This window comes from Occultella glacieicola, assembly GCF_004353825.1.
In the GTDB taxonomy this organism is placed as follows: domain Bacteria; phylum Actinomycetota; class Actinomycetes; order Actinomycetales; family Beutenbergiaceae; genus Occultella; species Occultella glacieicola.
In genome coordinates this window covers 124224-143518 of sequence record NZ_SMNA01000014.1, presented here as the reverse complement: position 1 = coordinate 143518, position 19295 = coordinate 124224, and the positions used below count along the sequence as shown (strand labels likewise).

20 protein-coding genes are annotated in these 19295 nt (G+C 71.1%); 12 read left to right on the top strand and 8 right to left on the bottom strand.

The features are described 5' to 3' along the window. From EXU48_RS21990 to EXU48_RS21980, 3 genes are all read right to left on the bottom strand, one after another. On the bottom strand, positions 1-805 hold an 805-nt coding region (locus EXU48_RS21990), incomplete at its 3' end, for a biotin/lipoyl-containing protein (protein ID WP_328591667.1). 25 nt (positions 806-830) lie between these two features. Then, a complete protein-coding gene (gene lpdA / locus EXU48_RS21985; protein WP_235857197.1) occupies positions 831-2216 on the bottom strand; it encodes a dihydrolipoyl dehydrogenase in 1386 nt (461 codons plus the stop codon). A 118-nt stretch (positions 2217-2334) separates the two neighbouring features. Then, positions 2335-3837, bottom strand: coding sequence for a leucyl aminopeptidase (locus tag EXU48_RS21980; protein WP_133109839.1), 1503 nt, complete (start codon positions 3835-3837; stop codon positions 2335-2337). Positions 3838-3923: 86 nt separating this feature from the next. Here EXU48_RS21980 and EXU48_RS21975 point away from each other — a divergent pair, with 86 nt between their 5' ends. The 3 genes from EXU48_RS21975 to EXU48_RS21965 all read left to right on the top strand — a co-directional run bounded on the left by EXU48_RS21975 (position 3924) and on the right by EXU48_RS21965 (position 6087). Continuing rightward, on the top strand, positions 3924-4280 hold the full coding sequence (locus EXU48_RS21975) for a hypothetical protein (RefSeq protein WP_133109838.1): 357 nt from the start codon (positions 3924-3926) through the stop codon (positions 4278-4280). Next, positions 4277-4708 carry a hypothetical protein gene (locus EXU48_RS21970; RefSeq protein WP_235857196.1) on the top strand — a complete coding sequence of 144 codons (432 nt, stop codon included), beginning with the start codon at positions 4277-4279 and terminating at the stop codon, positions 4706-4708. Before EXU48_RS21975 ends, EXU48_RS21970 begins: the two co-directional genes overlap by 4 nt. 353 nt (positions 4709-5061) lie before the next feature. Beyond that, on the top strand, positions 5062-6087 hold the full coding sequence (locus tag EXU48_RS21965) for a quinone-dependent dihydroorotate dehydrogenase (RefSeq protein ID WP_133109836.1): 1026 nt from the start codon (positions 5062-5064) through the stop codon (positions 6085-6087). A gap of 5 nt (positions 6088-6092) precedes the next feature. Here EXU48_RS21965 and EXU48_RS21960 read toward each other — a convergent pair whose 3' ends face one another. Beyond that, entirely contained in the window at positions 6093-6764 is a 672-nt protein-coding gene (locus tag EXU48_RS21960) for a TetR/AcrR family transcriptional regulator (protein WP_207947861.1), read from the bottom strand. A gap of 99 nt (positions 6765-6863) precedes the next feature. Between EXU48_RS21960 and EXU48_RS21955 the strand changes: the two genes are divergently transcribed. The 3 genes from EXU48_RS21955 (at position 6864) to EXU48_RS21945 (ending at position 9855) form a co-directional block, all read left to right on the top strand. Then, a complete protein-coding gene (locus EXU48_RS21955) occupies positions 6864-7613 on the top strand; it encodes an NAD(P)-dependent oxidoreductase (protein WP_133109835.1) in 750 nt (249 codons plus the stop codon). Between the two features lie 24 nt (positions 7614-7637). Beyond that, positions 7638-8591 (top strand): RNA polymerase sigma factor SigJ, encoded by a 954-nt coding sequence (gene sigJ / locus EXU48_RS21950; protein ID WP_133109834.1) that lies wholly within the window; start codon positions 7638-7640, stop codon positions 8589-8591. A 79-nt stretch (positions 8592-8670) separates the two neighbouring features. Further along, positions 8671-9855, top strand: coding sequence for an NAD(P)/FAD-dependent oxidoreductase (locus EXU48_RS21945; protein WP_133109833.1), 1185 nt, complete (start codon positions 8671-8673; stop codon positions 9853-9855). A gap of 142 nt (positions 9856-9997) precedes the next feature. Here the strand turns inward: EXU48_RS21945 and EXU48_RS21940 are convergent, their stop codons facing one another. From EXU48_RS21940 to EXU48_RS21930, 3 genes are read right to left on the bottom strand one after another with little or no spacing between them, the layout of a single operon-like run. Next, positions 9998-11011 carry an aldo/keto reductase family protein gene (locus EXU48_RS21940; protein WP_133109832.1) on the bottom strand — a complete coding sequence of 338 codons (1014 nt, stop codon included), beginning with the start codon at positions 11009-11011 and terminating at the stop codon, positions 9998-10000. A gap of 21 nt (positions 11012-11032) precedes the next feature. After that, entirely contained in the window at positions 11033-11617 is a 585-nt protein-coding gene (locus EXU48_RS21935; protein WP_133109831.1) for a DUF3043 domain-containing protein, read from the bottom strand. Positions 11618-11662: 45 nt separating this feature from the next. Beyond that, positions 11663-12256 carry a DJ-1/PfpI family protein gene (locus tag EXU48_RS21930; protein WP_235857195.1) on the bottom strand — a complete coding sequence of 198 codons (594 nt, stop codon included), beginning with the start codon at positions 12254-12256 and terminating at the stop codon, positions 11663-11665. A 77-nt stretch (positions 12257-12333) separates the two neighbouring features. Here EXU48_RS21930 and EXU48_RS21925 point away from each other — a divergent pair, with 77 nt between their 5' ends. The 6 genes from EXU48_RS21925 (at position 12334) to EXU48_RS21900 (ending at position 18516) form a co-directional block, all read left to right on the top strand. Continuing rightward, positions 12334-13662, top strand: a complete 1329-nt coding sequence (locus EXU48_RS21925) for a glycerate kinase (protein ID WP_133109829.1) — start codon at positions 12334-12336, stop codon at positions 13660-13662. Positions 13663-13782: 120 nt separating this feature from the next. Then, entirely contained in the window at positions 13783-14136 is a 354-nt protein-coding gene (gene erpA, locus EXU48_RS21920) for an iron-sulfur cluster insertion protein ErpA (RefSeq protein WP_133109828.1), read from the top strand. A 102-nt stretch (positions 14137-14238) separates the two neighbouring features. Next, positions 14239-15213 carry an FKBP-type peptidyl-prolyl cis-trans isomerase gene (locus EXU48_RS25455; RefSeq protein ID WP_133109827.1) on the top strand — a complete coding sequence of 325 codons (975 nt, stop codon included), beginning with the start codon at positions 14239-14241 and terminating at the stop codon, positions 15211-15213. Positions 15214-15359: 146 nt separating this feature from the next. Then, complete coding sequence (gene ctaC, locus EXU48_RS21910) at positions 15360-16295, top strand: aa3-type cytochrome oxidase subunit II (RefSeq protein WP_456238536.1); 936 nt, start codon at positions 15360-15362, stop codon at positions 16293-16295. After that, a complete protein-coding gene (ctaD, locus tag EXU48_RS21905; RefSeq protein WP_133109825.1) occupies positions 16295-18076 on the top strand; it encodes an aa3-type cytochrome oxidase subunit I in 1782 nt (593 codons plus the stop codon). Before ctaC ends, ctaD begins: the two co-directional genes overlap by 1 nt. Then, positions 18073-18516: a cytochrome c oxidase subunit 4 gene (locus EXU48_RS21900; protein ID WP_133109824.1), complete on the top strand. Its 444-nt coding sequence runs from the start codon at positions 18073-18075 to the stop codon at positions 18514-18516. The genes ctaD and EXU48_RS21900 overlap by 4 nt, the downstream gene beginning before the upstream one ends. A gap of 71 nt (positions 18517-18587) precedes the next feature. Here EXU48_RS21900 and EXU48_RS21895 read toward each other — a convergent pair whose 3' ends face one another. After that, positions 18588-19211, bottom strand: a complete 624-nt coding sequence (locus EXU48_RS21895) for a superoxide dismutase (RefSeq protein ID WP_133109823.1) — start codon at positions 19209-19211, stop codon at positions 18588-18590. Positions 19212-19295: the final 84 nt, after the last annotated feature.

Sequence of the window (19295 nt, the reverse complement as noted above, 5' to 3'; positions counted from 1 at the left end):
CGGGCGACTCGGCGGCAGGGGCCGGCTCGGGCTCCGGGGCCGCCTCGGGCTCCGGGGCGGCCTCGGGCTCGGCCGCGGCGGCGGGGGCCGCCTCACCGGAACCGACGTAGGCGAGCGTCGCGCCGACCTCGACGGTCTCGTCCTCGGCGACCAGGATCTCCAGGACCTTGCCGGCCACGGGGGAGGGGACCTCGGTGTCGACCTTGTCGGTGGAGACCTCCAGCAGGGGCTCGTCCACCTCGATGTCGTCGCCGACCTCCTTGAGCCACCGGGTCACGGTGCCCTCGGTCACGGACTCACCCAGCGCGGGCAGGGTGACGGCCTCACGGTCGCCGGAACCGGCGTCGCCGCCGGACCCGCCCGAGGGCTCCGGTGCCGGAGCCTCCTCGGCTGCGGCCTCCTTGGCCTCACCCTGGTCCGTGGCGGTCTCGCCGCCAGCCTCGGATGCCGACTCCTGCGCCGGGGCCTCCTGCGCCGGGGCCTCCTCGGCAGGCGCCTCCTCGGCAGGCGCCTCCTGCGCGGGTGCCTCCTCGGCGGCGGGAGCGTCGCCGGACTCGCCGCCTCCCGAGCCGTCGCCGATGACCGCCAGTTCGGCGCCCACCTCGACCGTCTCGTCCTCCTCGACCAGGATCTTCTCGACCACGCCGGCCACGGGGGAGGGCACCTCGGTGTCCACCTTGTCGGTGGAGACCTCGAGCAACGGCTCGTCGACCTCGACCGACTCACCGACGGCCTTGAGCCAACGGGTCACGGTGCCTTCGGTGACGCTCTCTCCGAGTGCGGGCATCTGCACGGACTGGGACATGACCGGGTGTCTCCTTCTTGGGTGGTCAGTTGTGGGAGTGCAAGGGCTTACCGGCCAGGGCCAGTGCGGCCTCGCCCAGCGATTCGTTCTGTGTGGGGTGCGCGTGGATCAGCGAGGCGACGTCCTCCGGGTAGGCCTCCCAGTTCACGATGAGCTGGCCCTCGCCGATCTGCTCGCCCATCCGCGCGCCGAGCATGTGCACGCCGACGATCGGGCCGTCCTTCGCGCGGACCAGCTTCACGAAGCCGGTGGTCTTGAGGATCTGGCTGCGGCCGTTCCCACCGAGGTTGTACTCGAGCACCTCGACGGCGTCACTCCCGTGGGCCTCGCGGGCCTGCGCCTCGGTGAGCCCGACCGAGGCGACCTCCGGCTGGCAGTAGGTGACCCGGGGGATCCCGCTCTCGGTGATCGGCGCGGGGTTCAGGCCGGCGATCTGCTCGGCCACGAAGATGCCGTGCGCGAAGCCGCGGTGCGCGAGCTGCAGTCCGGGGGTGATGTCCCCGACGGCGTAGATGTTGGCGACGCCGGTGTGCAGCGTCTCGTCGACGAGCACGAAACCACGATCGATCCGCAGCCCCTGCTCCTCGTACCCGAGGTTCGCCGTCGACGGACCGCGCCCGACGGCCACGAGCAGCACGTCCGCCTCGTGGGTGCTGCCGTCCTCGAGGGTGACCCGCACGCCGTCGTCGGTCTGTTCCACGCCCTGGAACCGGACCCCGAGGGAGAACGAGATGCGGCGCTTCTTGAAGGCGCGCTCCAGACCCTTGCTGAGCGCCTCGTCCTCGTTCGGGACCAGGTGCGGCAGTGCCTCGATGATGGTCACCTCGGCACCGAAGGACTTCCAGACGCTCGCGAACTCGACGCCGATCACACCGCCGCCGAGCACGATCGCCTTCCTCGGCACCCAGTCCAGGGTGAGCGCCTGGTCGGAGGTGATGACCCGGCCACCGATCTCCAGCCCGGGCAGCGACCGCGCGTAGGAACCGGTGGCGAGGACCACGTTGCGGCCGACGATGCGCTGTCCGTCGACCTCGACGGTGTCGGTGCCGACGAGCCGGCCGTACCCGTTGATCAGGTCGATCTGGCGGGAGGCGACCAGGCCCTGCAGGCCCTTGTACAGGCGCGCCACCACCGAGTCCCGGTAGGAGTTCACCCCGTTGATGTCGATGCCCTCGAACGTGGAGTTGACCCCGAACTGTTCGCTCTCGCGGATCTCGTCGGCCAGTTCGCCGGCGTGCAGCAGCGCCTTCGTGGGGATGCAGCCGCGATGCAGGCAGGTGCCGCCGACCTTGTCCGACTCGATCAGTGCGACCGTCAGGCCCAACTCGGCGGCGCGCAGCGCGGCGGCGTACCCGCCACTGCCCGCACCGAGGATCACGACGTCGTAGGCGTCGCCTGGTGCTTGCGTCACGTGTGTCTCCTCGTCCACCGTGCCGGGGCTGCCATGCCGACCGGCTCCGTCCATCTTGGCACTGACTTGCGGACTCACCCAACCGGGCCCTCGGGGCGAACCCGTGAGGTTGCTCACCTCAGGCCCCGGCGGCATCCTCCAGGAGGCTCAGCAGGGTGCGGACGCCGACGCCGGTGCCGCCCTTGGGCACGTAGTGCCGCGGGCCACCCTCGTTGAACGCCGGGCCGGCGATGTCCAGGTGCGCCCACGGCGTGGTGCCGGCGAACTCCTGGAGGAACAGCCCGGCCACGAGCATCCCGCCGTAGCGCTCGCCCATGTTCGCGATGTCCGCCATCGGGGTCTTCATCGACGCCCGCAGCTCCTCCGGCAACGGCATCGGCCAGAACTGCTCGCCGGACCGCTCCGCGGCCCCGATGACGGCGCCGCGCACGTCATCGGTGCCCATCACGGCGCTGACCTGGTTGCCGAGGGCGATCATCTGCGCTCCGGTCAGGGTCGCGATGTCGATGATCGCGTCGGGCTTCTCCTCGCCCGCCGCGACGATCGCGTCCGCGAGTACCAGGCGGCCCTCGGCGTCGGTGTTCAGGACCTCGACGGTCTTGCCGCCGCGGATGGTGATGACGTCGGAGGGCCGCTGGGCGGTGCCCGACGGCATGTTCTCGGCCAGCGCCAGCCAGCCGGTCACCTTGATGCCGAGCCCGAGCTCGGCAGCGGCCAGCACCGTGTTCAGCACGGCCGCGGCGCCGGCCATGTCCGACTTCATCGTCTCCATGGACTTGGCGGGCTTGATCGACAGGCCGCCGGAGTCGAACGTGATGCCCTTGCCGACGAGCGCGTAGTGCTTCTTCGCCCGGGCCGGCGCGTAGGTCAGCTTGACCAGCCGCGGGGGGCGCACGGAGCCCTGCCCCACGCCGATGAGCCCGCCGTAACCGCCCTCACGCAGCGCGTCGTCGTCGAGGACCTTGATCTTCACCTTCGCGCCCTTGGCGCGTGCCCGCGCGTGGTCCGCGAAGGACTCCGGGTAGAGGTCGTTCGGGGCCGAGTTCACCAGGTCCCGGGTGCCGTGCACGGCCGTCGCGAGCACCTTGGCCCGCGCCACGGCGTCCTTCGTGGCGCCCTTGCGGGCGGTCGGCGTCACCACGGTGATCGTCGCGACCGGCGCGCCGGCGGCCGGCCGGGTCCCGCGGTAGTCGCCGAACGCGTAGGCGCCGAGCAACCCGCCCTCGGCGACGGCGGCCGCGTGCGCCGCGTCGTCGGCCGGCAGCACCAGGGCGGCGTGCGTCGTGCCCGCGAGTTGGCGGGCCGCCGCCCCCGCGGCGCGGCGTAGGTTCTCGAGGCTCGGGCCGCCGTCGGCCCCCGGGCCCGGGGCGACCGCCCCGAGACCGGTCAGGACGAGCAGGTTCGCCCTGACGCCGTCGACGGCCGGGATCTTCGTCACCTCGTCGACGGCGCCCTTCAGGCCGAGGACGCCGATCGCGTTCTCGATCGAGGCGCGCACGGGGCCCGGCAGGGCGTCGGCGCCGACGAGGCGGGCACCGGTGCCGTCGGGGGTGATTCCGATCACGAGGGCGTCGGCGGCCAGGCGGGCAGGGTCGGAGGAACTGAGCGCTAGTTCGGTCACCCGCCCATGGTAGGAGGTCGCGCGGTCGGCGGACGCACGGTCGGTGGATGCGGGTCGTCGCCCGCGTGGGCACTACCCTGCACGGTGTGTCGGTCGTGTCGTGGATCATCGTGGGCTGCTGCCTGGTGCTGGCGGTCTGGGCGGTGGTGCTCGCCGTCCGCAACACGTCGGTGACGTTCAACCAGCTCATCGGCGCGGCCGTGATCGAGGTGGCGCTGGTCGCGCAGATGGTGGTGGCCGGGATCAGCCTCGCCGGCGGACACGACCTGGGTGACCCGGTCACGTTCTGGGGATACCTGATCACGGCCCTGGTGATGATGCCGGTCGCGGCGGTGGTGGCGTTCACCGAGCGCAGTAGGTGGAGTTCGGTGGTGCTGGCCGTGGCCGCGGTGGTGCTGATGGTGATGCAGATGCGGGTGAACCAGGTATGGATGACGTCGTGACGGCCCCGGAGGACGTGGAGGACACCCGGCGCCCGGCGTACGGGGCCGGCCGGGTCCTCATCTTCGTCTACGGGGTGTTCGCCCTGGCCGCGACCGCCCGGGCCACGGTGCAGCTGATCCGGGACGCCTCCGAGGCCACCTTCGCGTACTCGCTGTCCGCGCTCTCCGCGGTCGTGTACATCCTCGCGACCGTGGCCCTGGCGCACAACGGCCGACGGATGCGCCGGGTCGGCTGGATCACGGTCAGTTTCGAGCTGATCGGGGTGCTGACCATCGGGACGCTCAGCATGCTGCACCCCGAGTACTTCCCGCGCGACACCGTGTGGTCGCACTTCGGTCAGGGCTATGGGTACGTGCCGCTGGTGTTGCCGATCCTCGGCCTGATCTGGATGTGGCGGTCCAGCCCCGCGCGGATCGCGGCCGGCTGACCCCACGCCCACCGGCTATCGGGCAGCACCGGCCGCGGCGACCCCCAAGCCCACCGGCTGCTGTGCAGCCCCGGCCTCCGGCCACCCCACGCCCACCCCGGCCGCCGAGGTCGCGGGCGATCTTGTAACGTTTCAACCACGGAGTGAAACGTTCGATGGTGGCCGCCCACCACCCGATGGTCCAGGGCACGTTCGGCCCGACGGGAGCGGGGCGGGGACAGGGCCCGAGGGGTGGTGACGGGGTCGGAACCTCGGGGTGGTGACGGGGAACCGCTGGGTGATGACGGGAGCCGCGGGTGAGACGGGGCGCCGTGGCGAACGAGTTCGGGCCACGGCCTCGGTAGGGTTGGGGCGTGCCGAGCCCGTATCGCTTCGTCTTCGACAACCTGCTCACCAAGGTCGACCCGGAACGGGCGCACCACGGTGCCGCGACCTTGTTCCGGGTCCTCGGGCGAACCCCGGGGCTGCGGGACGCGGTCCGGGTCACCCTCGGGAGGGCGCCCGAGGGACCCGCGCCGGAACTGTTCGGTCGAGCCACCACCGGGCTGCTCGGCCTGGCCGCGGGCTTCGACAAGGACGCGACGATGGCGGCCGGACTGGACGCCGTCGGGTTCGGCTTCGTCGAGATCGGCACCGTGACGGCCCACGCCCAGCCGGGCAACGACAAGCCACGGCTGTTCCGGGTCCCGGAGCGTAGGGCCCTGGTGAACCGGATGGGCTTCAACAACGCCGGGGCCGCGGCAGCCGCGACCCGGCTGCGCAAGCTCCGCCGGACCCCGCACGGGCGCCGACTCGTGCTCGGTGCGAATCTCGGCAAGTCGAAGGTCACCCCCGCTGACGGGGCGGTCGAGGACTACCGCACGTCCGCCCGGGCGCTGGCGCCGTACGTGGACTACCTGGTCGTGAACGTGTCCTCCCCGAACACACCGGGGCTGCGGGACCTGCAGCAGACCGAGGTGCTGCGCCCGATCCTCGTGGCCGTGCTCGAGGCTGCCTGGGCCGCTGCCGCCCGGGAGGTCCCGGTGCTGGTCAAGATCGCGCCGGACCTGGCCAACTCCGACGTCGACGCCGTCGCCGACCTCGCCCGCGAGATCGGGCTGGCCGGGGTCGTCGCGGTCAACACGACGATCAGGCACGAGCAAGGCGCCGGTGGCATGTCCGGCCCGCCGGTGCGCGAGCGCGGCCTCGAGGTCGTGGCCCGGGTACGGGCGCGGCTCGCCGATGACCAGGTGATCATCGGCGTCGGCGGCATCTCGACCCCGGCCGACGCCCGCGCCTACCTGGCCGCGGGGGCGAACGCCCTCCAGGCGTACACGGCGTTCATCTACGGCGGAGCGACCTGGCCCGGCGCCATGAACCGGGCCATCGGCCGGGGCTGAACCGCTCAGACCTCGTCGGGTCGCAACGCGTCGAGGATCACGTCGAGGCCGAACTCGAACTCGCTGCCGTAGTCGTAGCCGCCTCGGGTGACGTGCGCCGTCGCCACCTCGGCGAGGTGCGGGTAGGTGTCCGCGGGCATGGCGTTCACGATCTCGGTCGCGGTCACGCGCAACTCGTCGGCGTCGCCGAACGGCAGGCTCTGCTCCTGGAGCACGAAGCCGTAGATGTAACTGTCCAGCAGCGAGAACGCATGCGTGGCCATCGCCACGGAGAAGCCGCCGGCCCGGAGCGCGCCGAGCACTGCGTCGTGGTGACGCAGGGTCGCCGGTCCGGGCTCGCTCCGAGAGTCCATGAGGCCCACGGCCCATGGATGACGGCGGAGCGCAGCCCGGGCGGAGGTAGCCCGTTCGCGCATGGCCGGATGCCATTCGGCGCCCGCGGTGGGCAGGTCGATCTCGCCGAAGACGGCATCGACCATGCCGGTGAGCAGGTCCTCACGGCCGCGCACGTGGTTGTACAGCGACATCGCCTCGACGCCGAGACTCGCGGCGATCGCGCGCATGGTCGCCCCGGCCTCGCCCTTCTCGTCGGCCGCCGACATGGCGGCGGCGATCACGCGTTCGCGGGTCAGGGGCGCGCGCGGCCCGGCCGCCGTGGTTGTGGCCGACTTGGCCATGACAGGTTCCTCCGTCGGTCCTCTTGACGCACTTACAGCGTAAGCCTACCGTTACTTACATCGTAAGTTCGATTCGGTGGACGTCGAGGGAGCGGGACCATGGACGCAGGCGGGAACCCAGCTACGGGAACGGGTGATGGCGCGGACCGGATCAGGAGGGTCTGCATCGTCGGGGCGTCCGGCAAGCTCGGGCAGCACCTGGTGCGGCAGGCTCTGGAGCGCGGCTGGGAGGTGGTCGGGGTCTGCCGCGAACGCAGCGTCCCCAAGCTCGCCGAGTTCGCGGACCGGATCACGATCGTCCCGGGGCAGACCGACGATCGGGCGGTGATCGCGCGGGCCGTCGCCGGATGCGACGGGGTGCTGACCGTGCTGGTCCCCTGGGGCGTGCACGGGTACTCCTCGGGCACCGCCCAGGCCGTCCTCGACCACGCCGAGCCGCACGCGCGGCTGGTCTTCTCCTGCGGCTGGCACATCACCAAGGACGGCCAGGACACGTATTCCTGGCTGTTCCGGAAAACGCTGAGGGTCACCACGGTGCTGGCCCGGGCCGTGCGCGCCGTGGACATCGACGACCAGGTCGAGGCGTGCCGGCGGATCTTCGCCAGCGACCGCGCCTGGACGGTGGTGCGCGGCAGCGATCTCGAGGAGGGCGAGAGCCAGGGACTGCCGGTGTGGAGCAGGCACGTCGGCGACCCCGTACTGGCGTCCAACCTGACCCGGCGTACCGACTTCGCGCTGTTCATGCTCGAGGCGCTCACCGACGACACCCTGGTCCACGAGGCGCCCGCGATAGTCGGCCGGCTGAGCGCCAGCGCCCGCACCCACACCGGGGTGACCTCGCCCCGGTGAGCGCCGCCGTCGTAGGCTCGAAGCATGACCGCAGAACCGCTACGAGCGGACGAGGTGGACCTGTTCGAGGAGTTCCGGGGCCGGTTGGAGGCGATCGCGTACCGGATGCTCGGCTCGGCCTCCGAGGCCGAGGACGCCGTGCAGGAGACGTTCCTGCGCTGGCAGGGCGCGGACCGGTCCGGTATCCGGGTCCCGCGGGCCTGGCTGACCCGGGTGCTGACCAACCTGTGCCTGAGCATGTTGACCTCGGCGCGGGCACGCCGCGAGGTGTACGTGGGGGAGTGGCTCCCGGAACCGGTCCTCGACGGCGACCCGATGCTCGGTCCGGCCGAGAGCGCCGAACAGCGTGAATCGGTCTCGACGGCGATGCTCACCCTGCTCGAGCGGCTCACCCCGAACGAGCGCGCCGTCTACGTGCTCCGGGAGGCGTTCGCCTACCCGCACGCCGAGATCGCCGACATCCTCGACATCAGCGAGGTGTCCAGTCAGCAGATCCTGCACCGCGCGAAGGGCCACCTCGACGCGCCGAAGCCGCGGGTCGCCGTCGACCGGGTCGCCGCGCGGCAGGTGGTCGAGGAGTTCCTCAGCGCCGCGACCAGCGGCCGCACCGAGCCACTGGTGCGCCTGCTCACGGCCGACGCCCTCGGCGCGGGCGACGGTGGCGGCAAGGTCCCGGCCCGGCGCACGGCCTTCACCGGCGCCGCCACGATCGCGAAGTTCGTGCGTGGGCTGTTCCGCCCCTCGGCGTCGAAGTTCGCCATCTTGGGTGGCACACCCGAGTTCTACGCCGGGATCGCCAACGGCAGTCCCGCGGCCGTGGTCGTGGTCGAGGGCCGGGTCGTCGGCGTGATGGTGCTCGAGGTGACCGAGGCCGGGATCGACGCGGTGCTCAGCCAGGTGAACCCGGACAAGCTGGCCCGGGCCGACCGGCAGTGGGCCCGGGCCGAGCACGGGGCGCCGATCGACGTGGGCCTGTGACCCGGTTCGCAGCGTCGAGTGTCAGGGATCGCCGGCGTATCCGGTTCAGGAGGCACGACCCACCCAAGGAGTGAGCCTCATGAAGCACCGCATCGTCATCCTGGGCGCCGGATACTCAGGTGCCGCCACGACCACCCGACTGGCCCAGCGACTACAGCTCGACGAGGTCGAGATCACCCTCGTCAACGCCGAGCCGGATTTCGTCGAACGGGTCCGGCTGCATCAACTCGCGGCCGGGCAGGACCTCAGCCCGCGACCGCTGCGGGAGGCGTACGCGGGCACCGGGGTGCGGGTGCGCGTGGCCCGGGTGGACGGCGTGGACGTCACCGCCCGGACGGTCGCCGTCACGGACGCCGACGGCGAGCGCGAGCTCGGCTACGACACGCTCGTGTATGCGCTCGGCAGCACGCAGGCCGACGGCGGCGTGCCGGGTGTGGCCGAGCACGCCCACGAGGTCGCGTCCAGACGGGGAGCGCTGCGGTTGCGTGATCGTCTCGCCGAACTGGGCGACGGTGGTCGCGTGGTGGTGGTCGGTGGCGGCCTCACCGGGATCGAGGCCGCCACCGAGATCGCGGAGGCCCACCCGCACCTGTGGGTCGCGATGACCGTGCGCGGGGAGCTCGGCGATCGGCTCTCACCGGCCGGCCGGACGCACCTGCGCCGGGTCGCCGACCGGCTCGGCCTCACGGTCCACGAGCACACCGAGGTGGAGAGGGTCGGCCCGGCGGGCGTGGTCACCGCCGACGGCACCCCGATCGCTGCCGACATCACCGTCTGGACCGGCGGCTTCACCACCCACCCGATCGCCGCCGCGTCGGCCCTGACGGTCACCGACGTCGGCCGGATCGTGGTGGACGCGGCGATGCGCTCGGTCTCCCACCCGGACGTGTACGCCGTCGGTGACGCCGGGCAGGCCCGCGGCTGGCGGGAGCGCCCACTGCGGATGTCCTGCGCCTCCGGCATCCCGATGGGCTGGCAGGCCGCGGACTCGATCGTCGCGGAACTGACCGGCGCCGGTGCCCCGCGCATGCCACTGGTCTATGTACAGCAGTGCCTCAGCCTCGGCCGACGGGACGGTCTGATCCAGATGGTGACCTTCGACGACCGGCCTCTGTCGCTGGTCCTGACCGGCCGGTTCGCCGCACGCTACAAGGAACTGATCTGCCGGGGCGCCGCGCTGGTCGCGGGCCGCGCCCGATGGGTGCCCTACCCGGCCCGCCGTCGACGGATCAGTACGCGGCCCTCCCTCGCGCTGGTCGACTGACTGCCGAGAGTGCCGAAACGGCGACCATCTCGGCACCCTCACCCGCCGGCCGACCGGCTGAGAGTGCTGACGTGGCGACCACTTCAGCACTCTCAGCCGTGACGGTGCCGGCACAGACGGTGCCGGATCAAACGGTGCCGGCTCAGACCAGGCGGGCCTTCGGCGAGACGTTGTAGGTCTTCTCGGCGTCGCGGACCACGGTGTCGCCGAGGACGTCGTCGATCCGGCTGAGCACGTCGGCGTCCAGCGTGACCCCGGAGGCAGCGACGTTCTCGGCGACCTGCTCGGGCCGGGACGCGCCGATCAGCGCGGCGGCCACATTGTCGTTCTGCAGCACCCAGGCGACCGCCAGCTGGGCCATGCTCAGGTTCAGCTCGTCGGCGATCGGACGCAGGTCCTGGACCCGGCGCAGCAGTTCCTCGCGGCCGAGCATCCCGGAGATCATCTGGGCGCCGCCCTTGTCGTCGGCGGCCCGGGAGCCCTCGGGCGCAGGGGACCCGGGCAGGTACTTGCCGGTCAGGATGCCCTGCGCCACCGGGGACCAGACGATCTGGGAGATCCCGAGTTCGGCGCAGGTGGGGACCACCTTGTCCTCGATGACCCGCCACACCATCGAGTACTGCGGCTGGGAGGAGATCAGCTGCACGCCGAGGTCCTTGGCGAGGGCGTGCCCGGCCCGCAGTTGCTCCGCGGTCCATTCGCTGACCCCGATGTAGAGGGCCTTCCCGGAGCGCACCACGTCGGCGAACGCCTGCATGGTCTCCTCGAGCGGCGTCTCGTAGTCGTAGCGGTGCGCCTGGTACAGGTCCACGTAGTCGGTGCCGAGCCGGCGCAGGGAGCCGTTGATCGACTCCAGGATGTGCTTGCGGGACAGGCCGGTGTCGTTCGGGCCCTTCGGGCCGGTCGGGAAGTACACCTTCGTGAAGATCTCCACGGACTCCCGGCGCTGACCGGCCAGGGCCTCGCCGAGGACCGCCTCGGCCTTGGTGTTCGCGTAGGTGTCGGCGGTGTCGAACGTGGTGATGCCCGCGTCCAGGGCGGCGTTGACGCACGCCCTCGCGGCGTCGTTCTCCACCTGTGAGCCGTGGGTGAGCCAGTTGCCGTAGGTGATCTCGCTGATCTTCAGGCCGGAGTTACCGAGGTATCGAAAGTGCATGCCTCGAATCCTAGGGGTGGCTCAGCGGGGGTACTCGCCGCGCTTGACCTGCGGCTTCGGCAGCCGGGTCCGGCGCAGCTGGAAGGCCCGCATCACGGTGTACATGATCGTGCGCTTGGCCCGCTCCTCACCGAACTTCTCACGCAGCTTCCTGCGCACCCGGAACGCGCAGATCAGGGCGTCCACGAGGGCGACCGCGACGATCAGGTACAGCGCGAAGATGGCGGTGATCCCGATCGCGGCCCAGCTCGCGTTGAACGTCGAGATCAGCAGGATCACGACGATCGCACCGGACAGGGGCAGGAACAGCTCGCCGAGGCTGAACCGGGCGTCCACGTAGTCGCGCACGTACCGGCGCACCGGGCCACGGTGCTGCAGCGGGAGGTCCTCCTCCTTGCCGGTGATCATCGCCTCGTTCATGCGGGCGCGCTGGGCGTTCATCTTCTCCCGCTGCACCTTGCGAGCGGCGCCGCGGTCCGTCGGCACGAGGGGACGCTTGTTGGCGGCCTCGGCGTCCTTCCTCTTGGGCGTGGGCCGTCCCTTACCGGCGCGAGGGACCTCCTCCTCGACGATGGGGGCTGCCTCGTCCTTCTTGCGTCCGAACACGGGTGCAAGCCTAGTCGAGTGGTGCGGGTGCCCCGGCCGTGGCCGTCACGGGCCGGGGTCGTAGGTGAGCGTCCCGCGCACCGTCGCCGCCATCGGCGCCCCTTCGTACCGCTCCACGACGGCGAGGGCCAGGTCGATCCCGTGCACGCCGCCCGCGCAGGTGAGCAGGTCACCGTCGTCCAGGGTGGCCGAATCGACGTCCAGCAGGGCGCTCGGCTCCAGCCCGAGGAGCGCGGCCCGGGCGTCCGGGTGCACCGCGGTGGCCCGCCCGGCGAGCAGGCCGGCCGCCGCCAGGGCCAGGCTCCCGGTGCCGAGCCCGGCGAGCAGAGCCGTGCCGCGCCGGGTCCGGCGCAACCAGGCGAGGTGGTCTCGGTCGCGGCTCAGGCGTCGCGCGCCCGGCCCGCCGGGGTGGATCAGCACATGCATGGTGCCGGTGCCATTGGAGTCCAGGGACGGAACCAGGTCCAACCCGGTCGCGGACCGCACCGGCAGCCCGTCCCGGGAGAACAGGACGACGTCCGGGCGGAGCGCGCTGCGCGCCGCCCACGTGCTGAGCACCCGGTGCGGGCCGACCACGTCCAGCTCGTCCACGCCGTCGAAGACCAGGATGCCCACCCGGATCGGTGAGGCCGTCGTCACAATGAGGATGATCCCACCATCGGGGCCGGGTTCCCAGTGGGGACCGGGGCGGGCGCGGTACCTGGGAGGATGGCGGGGTGCGCGTCGTGATCGCCCCCGACCATTTCGGTGGCCCGTTGAGTTCCCCGGTGGCCGCGGCCGCTCTCGCCCACGGCTGGACCGAACGCGGACACGAGGTGCTGACCGTCCCGATGAGCGACGGCGGAACCGGGCTCGTGGAGGCGGTGCACGCGGCCCGGGGCGGGACGCTCGTGGCGCTCACGCCGACCACGGGCGAGGAAGCCGGCGCCGACCGGCCCGCCACGGTCCTGCACGTACCCGGGCGCGCCGGCGGCACCGCCTACGCCGAGGCGTCCGTGGTGCTCGACGGCGTCGGCACCGCCGCGGACCCGCTCACCCTCGCGCGCGCCGGCTCGAGCGCCGCTGCCGCGGACCTGCTCGTGGGTGCGTTGGGCACGGGGGCGCGGCGGGTGGTCCTGGGCGTGGGGGCCGTCGCGGTGCACGACGGCGGGGCAGGCTTCCTGAGTCGGCTCACCGAGGTGCTCCTCGCCGAGGGCGCCGGCCCGGCCGGTGCGCGAGGAGGTGGCACGCAGCCGGGCGAGGCCGTCGCGCCGGGCGCCGGGCCGCCGGGCGCCGGGCCGGCAGGTGCACCGACGTCGGGCACCGCGCTCGGCGGGCGGATCGCCGAACTGCGCCGGGCGTTGGCGGGCACCGAGATCATCGTCGCCGCCGCCACCGACATCCCGCTGCTCGGTCTGCACGGCGCCGGTGCCGCGCTGAGTGAGCGCCCCGGCATCAGCGCCGCGGACGCCCAGGAGATCGAACGCGATGTGGCCGTGTTCGCGGCCGACCTCGAGGATGCCGCGGCCCGTGCGAGCGCCGGCGAGCACGACGGCGCAGCGTCGTCCGGTCCGTCCGGTGGCGGCGACCTGCTCGCCGGCGGAAGCGCTCGGAACAGTCACCGGCATGCCGAGCGGCCCACCCCGACCCGCCGGGCGGCCTACTCCGGCGCCGGCGGTGGCCTCGGGTTCGCGCTGGCCCTGCTCGGCGCGCGGGTCCTCGCCGGCGCGGACGTGGTCGCGACCGAGGTCGGGCTGGACGCGACGATCGCCGACGCCGATCTCGTCGTCACCGGCAGCGCCGTCCTCGACGGCGACGCGCTCCACGAAGGGGTACCGGCCGCCGTCGGTAGCCGTGCGATGACCCACGGACTGCCCGTGGTGACGATCGCACACGAGGTGCACGTGAACCGGCGCGAGCTGGCCCGGGTCGGGATCAGCGCCGCGTACCCCGTCCTGGACACGCCGCTCTCGCCGTCGTCCGGTGCGGAGCCGGCGCCGGCGGGCGATGCGTCGTCCGCGCTGCAGGCGCGCGGGGACCGGGTCGCCCGGACCTGGGGCCGGTGACGTACTCTGGTGATGACGCCGTGGGCGGATCCGGGAACAAGTTCGTCCAGCCGGCGCGTTAGAACTCATTGGAACAAGAGAGCCGGCGCGACCGGCGGGCACCCCACATCGGAGATGACGATGACCGACACCACCACCGAGACCCTCGAGCACGAGGTCGCCCTGACCGACGTCGCGGCGTCCAAGGTGAAGGCGCTGCTGTCCCAGGAGGACCGTGACGACCTGCGCCTGCGGGTGGCCGTGCAGCCGGGCGGCTGTTCGGGCCTGATCTACCAGCTCTACTTCGACGACCGCTACCTCGACGGCGACGCCGTCCGGGACTTCGAGGGCGTCGAGGTCATCGTCGACAAGATGAGCGTGCCGTATCTCGCGGGCGCCACCATCGACTTCGCGGACACGATCGAGAAGCAGGGCTTCACGATCGACAACCCGAACGCCGGCGGCTCCTGCGCCTGCGGAGACTCGTTCCACTGAGCCGCACCCGAGCCTAGCGCTGCGCCCCTCGTCCGCAGCGGACGAGGGGCGCAGTCGTGTCCTGACACCCGACCCGACCATCTACGAATCGAGTTCTGCCACGTGAGTCCGTCCCGCCGTCGTCCCCTTCCGCTCCTGATCGCCGGTGCCACCGCCGCCGCACTGCTGCTCGCCGGTTGTTCCGGCGGTGGCAGCGGGGACGACCCCACCACACCGTCGACGGACGCCTCCGAGACCACGGGCGCCGAGGTGACCGAGGGCAGCGAGGGCATGCCGCAGGCCTCCGGCGAGTTCGGCGAGTCCCCGAACATCACGTTCCCCGGCGACACCCCGCCGGAGGGGCTGCAGGTCGAGGTGCTCTCAGAGGGCGACGGTCCCGAGGTCGAGCCGAGTTCCGCCGTGACCGCGAACTACTACGGCATCGTCTGGGGCGCGGACGCCCAGTTCGACGATTCCTACAGCCGCGGCGCCCCGAGCATGTTCGGCCTCAACCAGGTGATCCAGGGCTGGACCGACGGGATCCCCGGCCACACCGTGGGCTCGCGGCTGCTGATCAGCGTCCCGCCGGACCTGGGCTACGGGCCGCAGGGTGGGAACCCGGACGCCGGCATCGGCGCCGAGGACACGATCGTGTTCGTCGTCGACGTCGTCGAGGCGTTCAACCCCGGCGACGCCGGCCAGGCCGACGCGACGCCGACCCCGGAGGCGGCCGATGCCCCGGTGACCATCGACGGCAACCTCGGGGAGCCGGTGACGTTCACCATCGCCGAGGGCGCCACCGAGCCGACCGAGCTCCAGGTGACCGTGCTGGCGACCGGAACCGGGGAGCCGGTGGCGAACCAGCAGAGCGTGGCAGTCGCCTACGCGTTCTCCTACTGGGACGGCAGCGGTGCGGGCTCCAGCTGGGGTTGGGACGGCGCCGACCCGGAGGGGCCGTTCACCTCGTTCGCCGGCCAGGGGAGCATCGTGGACGCGACCATCGACGTGCCGGTCGGCTCCCGGGTGCTGGTGCTCGCGCCGGCGACCGACCAGGCGCCCGCGAGCGCCGCGATCATCGACGTGCTCGGCACGGCCTGACGCCGCCCCTCGACGGGCGCCCCTGATTCCGACGCGGGGGCGCCCATCCGAGCGGGTCCTGCAGCACGCATGGGGCCGTTGGGGATAGGGTGGGCGAGGCTGGTGAGAACTTCGTGACGGACACCCTGAAGGTGTCGAAAAACCGAGTGATCACGCGGCCGAACTTGCAGATCGTTGTGACGTCGGAAGGCTTGAAGATCGTGTCATCGCCCTCTCCTCGACACCCGAGGCGCCGCGCTGCGGCACTCGGTGCGGTCGGGCTCGTTACCGCCACGGTCCTGGCCGGTTGTTCCGCCGAGCAGGTGGGTCGGGGCTGGATGCCGACCGTGCCTGGCATGACGGAGCACACCGATGACATCGTCGCCCTCTGGACCGGGTCCTGGATCGCCGCGCTGGCGGTCGGGGTGCTCGTGTGGGCGCTGATCATCTGGTGCGTGATCGTCTACCGCAAGCGCAAGGACGACAACAAGCTGCCCGTGCAGCTGCGGTACCACCTGCCGCTGGAGCTGCTCTACACGTTCGTGCCGATCGTCATGGTCGGCGTGCTGTTCTACTACACGGCCACGCTGCAGGAGGAGATCACCGACACCTCCACCGAGGCGGACGTGCACATCGAGGTGTACGGGCGGCAGTGGTCCTGGGACTTCAACTACCAGGACGCGGACGTCTGGGACTCCGGGGAGCCCGCCGCGCAGGACCTCAGCGACATGGCCGTGACCGAGGACCTGCCGACCCTGTACCTGCCCGTGGACCAGACGGTCGAGTTCACGATCCGCAGCCGCGACGTGGCGCACTCGTTCTGGGTGCCGGCGTTCCTGTACAAGATCGACATGCTGCCCGGCGAGGTGAACACCTTCCAGGTGACCCCGGGCGTGGAGGGCGACTGGCTCGGCAAGTGCGCCGAGCTGTGCGGCCAGTACCACGGGTACATGCTGTTCAACGTCTCCGTGGTCTCCCAGGAGGAGTTCGATGCGCACATGGCGGACCTGGAGGAGGCCGGCCAGACGGGCCAGTTGGGGCCGGAGTACGACCGGCAGAACGCGGTGACCCAGTCGGGCACCGGCGAAGGAGCTGACGACTGATGGCCACCATCGAGGAGACGCCGTCCACGGACGTCGAGACGGTGCCGGGGCTGCCCCCGGAGCGCCAGACCCTGGGTCGGACCGTCATCAAGTGGGTCACGTCCACCGACCACAAGACGATCGGCTACCTGTACCTGATCACGTCGTTCGTGTTCTTCTGCATCGGCGGCGTGCTCGCGCTGCTGATCCGGGCCGAGCTGTTCGAGCCGGGCGTGCAGATCGTCAGCAGCGCCGAGCAGTACAACCAGCTGTTCACGATGCACGGCACGATCATGCTGCTGCTGTTCGCGACGCCGTTGTTCGTCGGCTTCGGCAACGTCCTGGTGCCGCTGCAGATCGGCGCGCCCGACGTGGCGTTCCCGCGGTTGAACATGTTCGCGTACTGGCTGTTCCTGTTCGGCGGGATCATCGCGTGCGCCGGGTTCCTCACCCCGAAGGGGGCCGCGAGCTTCGGTTGGTTCGCCTACGCGCCGCTGTCGAACGCGACCTACTCCGAGGGCCTGGGAGGTGACCTGTGGGTGATGGGCCTGGCGATGACCGGCTTCGGCACCATCTTCGGGTCGGTCAACTTCATCACCACGATCCTGTGCATGCGCGCCCCCGGGATGACGATGTTCCGGATGCCGATCTTCACCTGGAACATCCTGCTGACCTCGGTGCTCGCGCTGATGGCCTTCCCGATCCTCGCCTCGGCCCTGTTCGGCCTCGGTGCCGACCGGATCCTCGGGTCCCAGATCTTCGCCGCCGAGAACGGCGGCGCGATGCTCTGGCAACACCTGTTCTGGTTCTTCGGACACCCCGAGGTGTACATCATCGCGTTGCCGTTCTTCGGGATCGTCTCGGAGATCCTGCCGGTGTTCTCGCGCAAGCCGATCTTCGGCTACAAGGGCCTGATCTTCGCCACGATCTCGATCGCCGGTCTCTCGGTCACCGTGTGGGCACACCACATGTTCTCCACCGGACAGGTGCTGCTGCCGTTCTTCTCCGTGATGACCATGGCGATCGCGGTACCCACCGGTGTGAAGTTCTTCAACTGGGTGGGCACCATGTGGCGCGGCAAACTCACCTTCCAGTCGCCGATGCTGTGGTCGATCGGGTTCCTCGTGACGTTCGTCTTCGGTGGTCTCACCGGGGTCATCCTGGCCAGCCCGCCGCTGGACTTCCACGTGACCGACACCTACTTCGTGGTGGCCCACTTCCACTACGTGGTGTTCGGCACCGTGGTGTTCGCGATGTTCGCCGGGTTCTACTTCTGGTGGCCCAAGTTCACGGGCCGGATGCTCGACGACAGGCTCGGCAAGCTGCATTTCTGGCTGCTGTTCTTCGGCTTCCACGGCACGTTCCTGATCCAGCACTGGCTGGGCGTGCTCGGCATGCAGCGACGGGTCCCGGACTACCTCCCGGAGCCGGACTTCGTGATCTTCAACCAGATCTCGACGGTCTCCGCGGTGCTGCTCGCGCTGTCCACGCTCCCGTTCCTGTGGAACGTCTACAAGACCTGGCGGAGCGCGCCGAAGGTCACCGTGGACGACCCGTGGGGCTACGGTGCCTCGCTCGAGTGGGCCACCTCGTCCCCGCCGCCGCGGCACAACTTCACCGCCCTGCCCCGGATCCGGTCCGAGCGCCCCGCGTTCGACCTGCACCACCCGGAGGTGGCCGCGCTCGACCACGCCGAGCCGGACAAGGACATCCTCGACCAGATCTACGGTGAGCCCGACATGGCCGGCCACCAGGCCGAGACGCAGCAGCGGGCCGCACGGCAGGAAGGTGACGATCGATGAGCGCGAAGGTCAGGACGCACTCGGGCCCCAAGAAGGGGTCGCCGCTCGGGGTGGAGAAGTGGTTCTTCCTCCTCGGCCTGCTGTTCTTCGTGCCGGTGGTCCTGCTGTACGGGTTCTGGTCGTCGTGGGAGCCGATCGGCACCACGGCCCTCGGCTTGATCTGCGCGATGTGGGGCATGGTCGGCGTCTACCTCTGGCGGGTGGGTTCCCGGATCGACGAACGCCCCGAGGACGACCCGCGCGCGGAGATCACGGCCGACTCCGACTACGGCGTGTTCTCCCCATGGAGCTGGTGGCCCCTGGTGCTCGGCATCGCCGCCGCCCTGGTGTTCCTCGGTGCGGCCGCCGGCTGGTGGCTCGCGGGCATCGGCGCAGTGCTCGGCGTGATCGGTCTGGTCGGCCAGGTCCTCGAGTTCAACCGGGGCCAGCACGCCCACTGAGTCCGACTGGGACAAGACAGCGGGCCCGCACCTGACAGGTGCGGGCCCGCTGTTTGTTCCGGAGATGACCGTCAGGGGACGATCAGGCCTGCCGTCTGGGTGCGGGCGCGCTCGAAGCGGGCCGCGACGTCCTGCCAGTTCGCGATGTTCCAGAACGCCTTGACGTAGTCCGCCTTGACGTTCAGGTAGTCCAGGTAGAACGCGTGCTCCCACATGTCCAGCATGAGCAGCGGGATGATCCCGACCGGGATGTTGCCCTGCTGGTCGAAGAGCTGGAAGATGGCCAGCCGCTGACCGAGGCTGTCCCACGCGAGCACGGACCAGCCGGAGCCCTGGATCGCGTTGGCGTTCGCGCCGAACTGGGCCTGGAACGCCTCGAAGGTACCGAACTGGTCGGTGATGGCCGCCGCGAGTTCGCCGTCCGGCTGGCCGCCGCCCTCGGGGGAGAGGTTGTTCCAGAACACGGTGTGGTTGATGTGCCCACCGAGGTGGAACGCGAGGTTCTTCTCGTGCAGGTTCACTGCGGCGAAGTCGTCCTTCTCGCGCGCCTCGGCGAGCTTCTCGAGCGCGGTGTTCGCGCCGGTCACGTAGGCGGCGTGGTGCTTGTCATGGTGCAGCTGCATGATCTTGCCCGAGATGTGGGGCTCGAGTGCGGCGTAGTCGTACGGCAGGTCTGGAAGCGTGTACTGAGCCATGTGGTCCTCCCGGTCGGTGCGGCGCGGTGTCTCCGTGCCGCGGTAATCACCGCGGTCCCTGTGTGGGACCGCGGGACGTTGTCA

Bases quoted from the DNA above. Each gene is read 5' to 3' on its own strand.
- erpA (WP_133109828.1), top strand. From the start codon at position 13,783: ATGACCGACACCACCACCGAGACCCTCGAGCACGAGGTCGCCCTGACC.
- EXU48_RS21955 (WP_133109835.1), top strand. From the start codon at position 6,864: ATGGACGCAGGCGGGAACCCAGCTACGGGAACGGGTGATGGCGCGGAC.
- sigJ (WP_133109834.1), top strand. From the start codon at position 7,638: ATGACCGCAGAACCGCTACGAGCGGACGAGGTGGACCTGTTCGAGGAG.
- EXU48_RS21940 (WP_133109832.1), bottom strand. From the start codon at position 11,011: ATGCACTTTCGATACCTCGGTAACTCCGGCCTGAAGATCAGCGAGATC.
- EXU48_RS21960 (WP_207947861.1), bottom strand. From the start codon at position 6,764: ATGGCCAAGTCGGCCACAACCACGGCGGCCGGGCCGCGCGCGCCCCTG.
- EXU48_RS21900 (WP_133109824.1), top strand. From the start codon at position 18,073: ATGAGCGCGAAGGTCAGGACGCACTCGGGCCCCAAGAAGGGGTCGCCG.
- EXU48_RS21945 (WP_133109833.1), top strand. From the start codon at position 8,671: ATGAAGCACCGCATCGTCATCCTGGGCGCCGGATACTCAGGTGCCGCC.
- EXU48_RS21895 (WP_133109823.1), bottom strand. From the start codon at position 19,211: ATGGCTCAGTACACGCTTCCAGACCTGCCGTACGACTACGCCGCACTC.
- ctaD (WP_133109825.1), top strand. From the start codon at position 16,295: ATGGCCACCATCGAGGAGACGCCGTCCACGGACGTCGAGACGGTGCCG.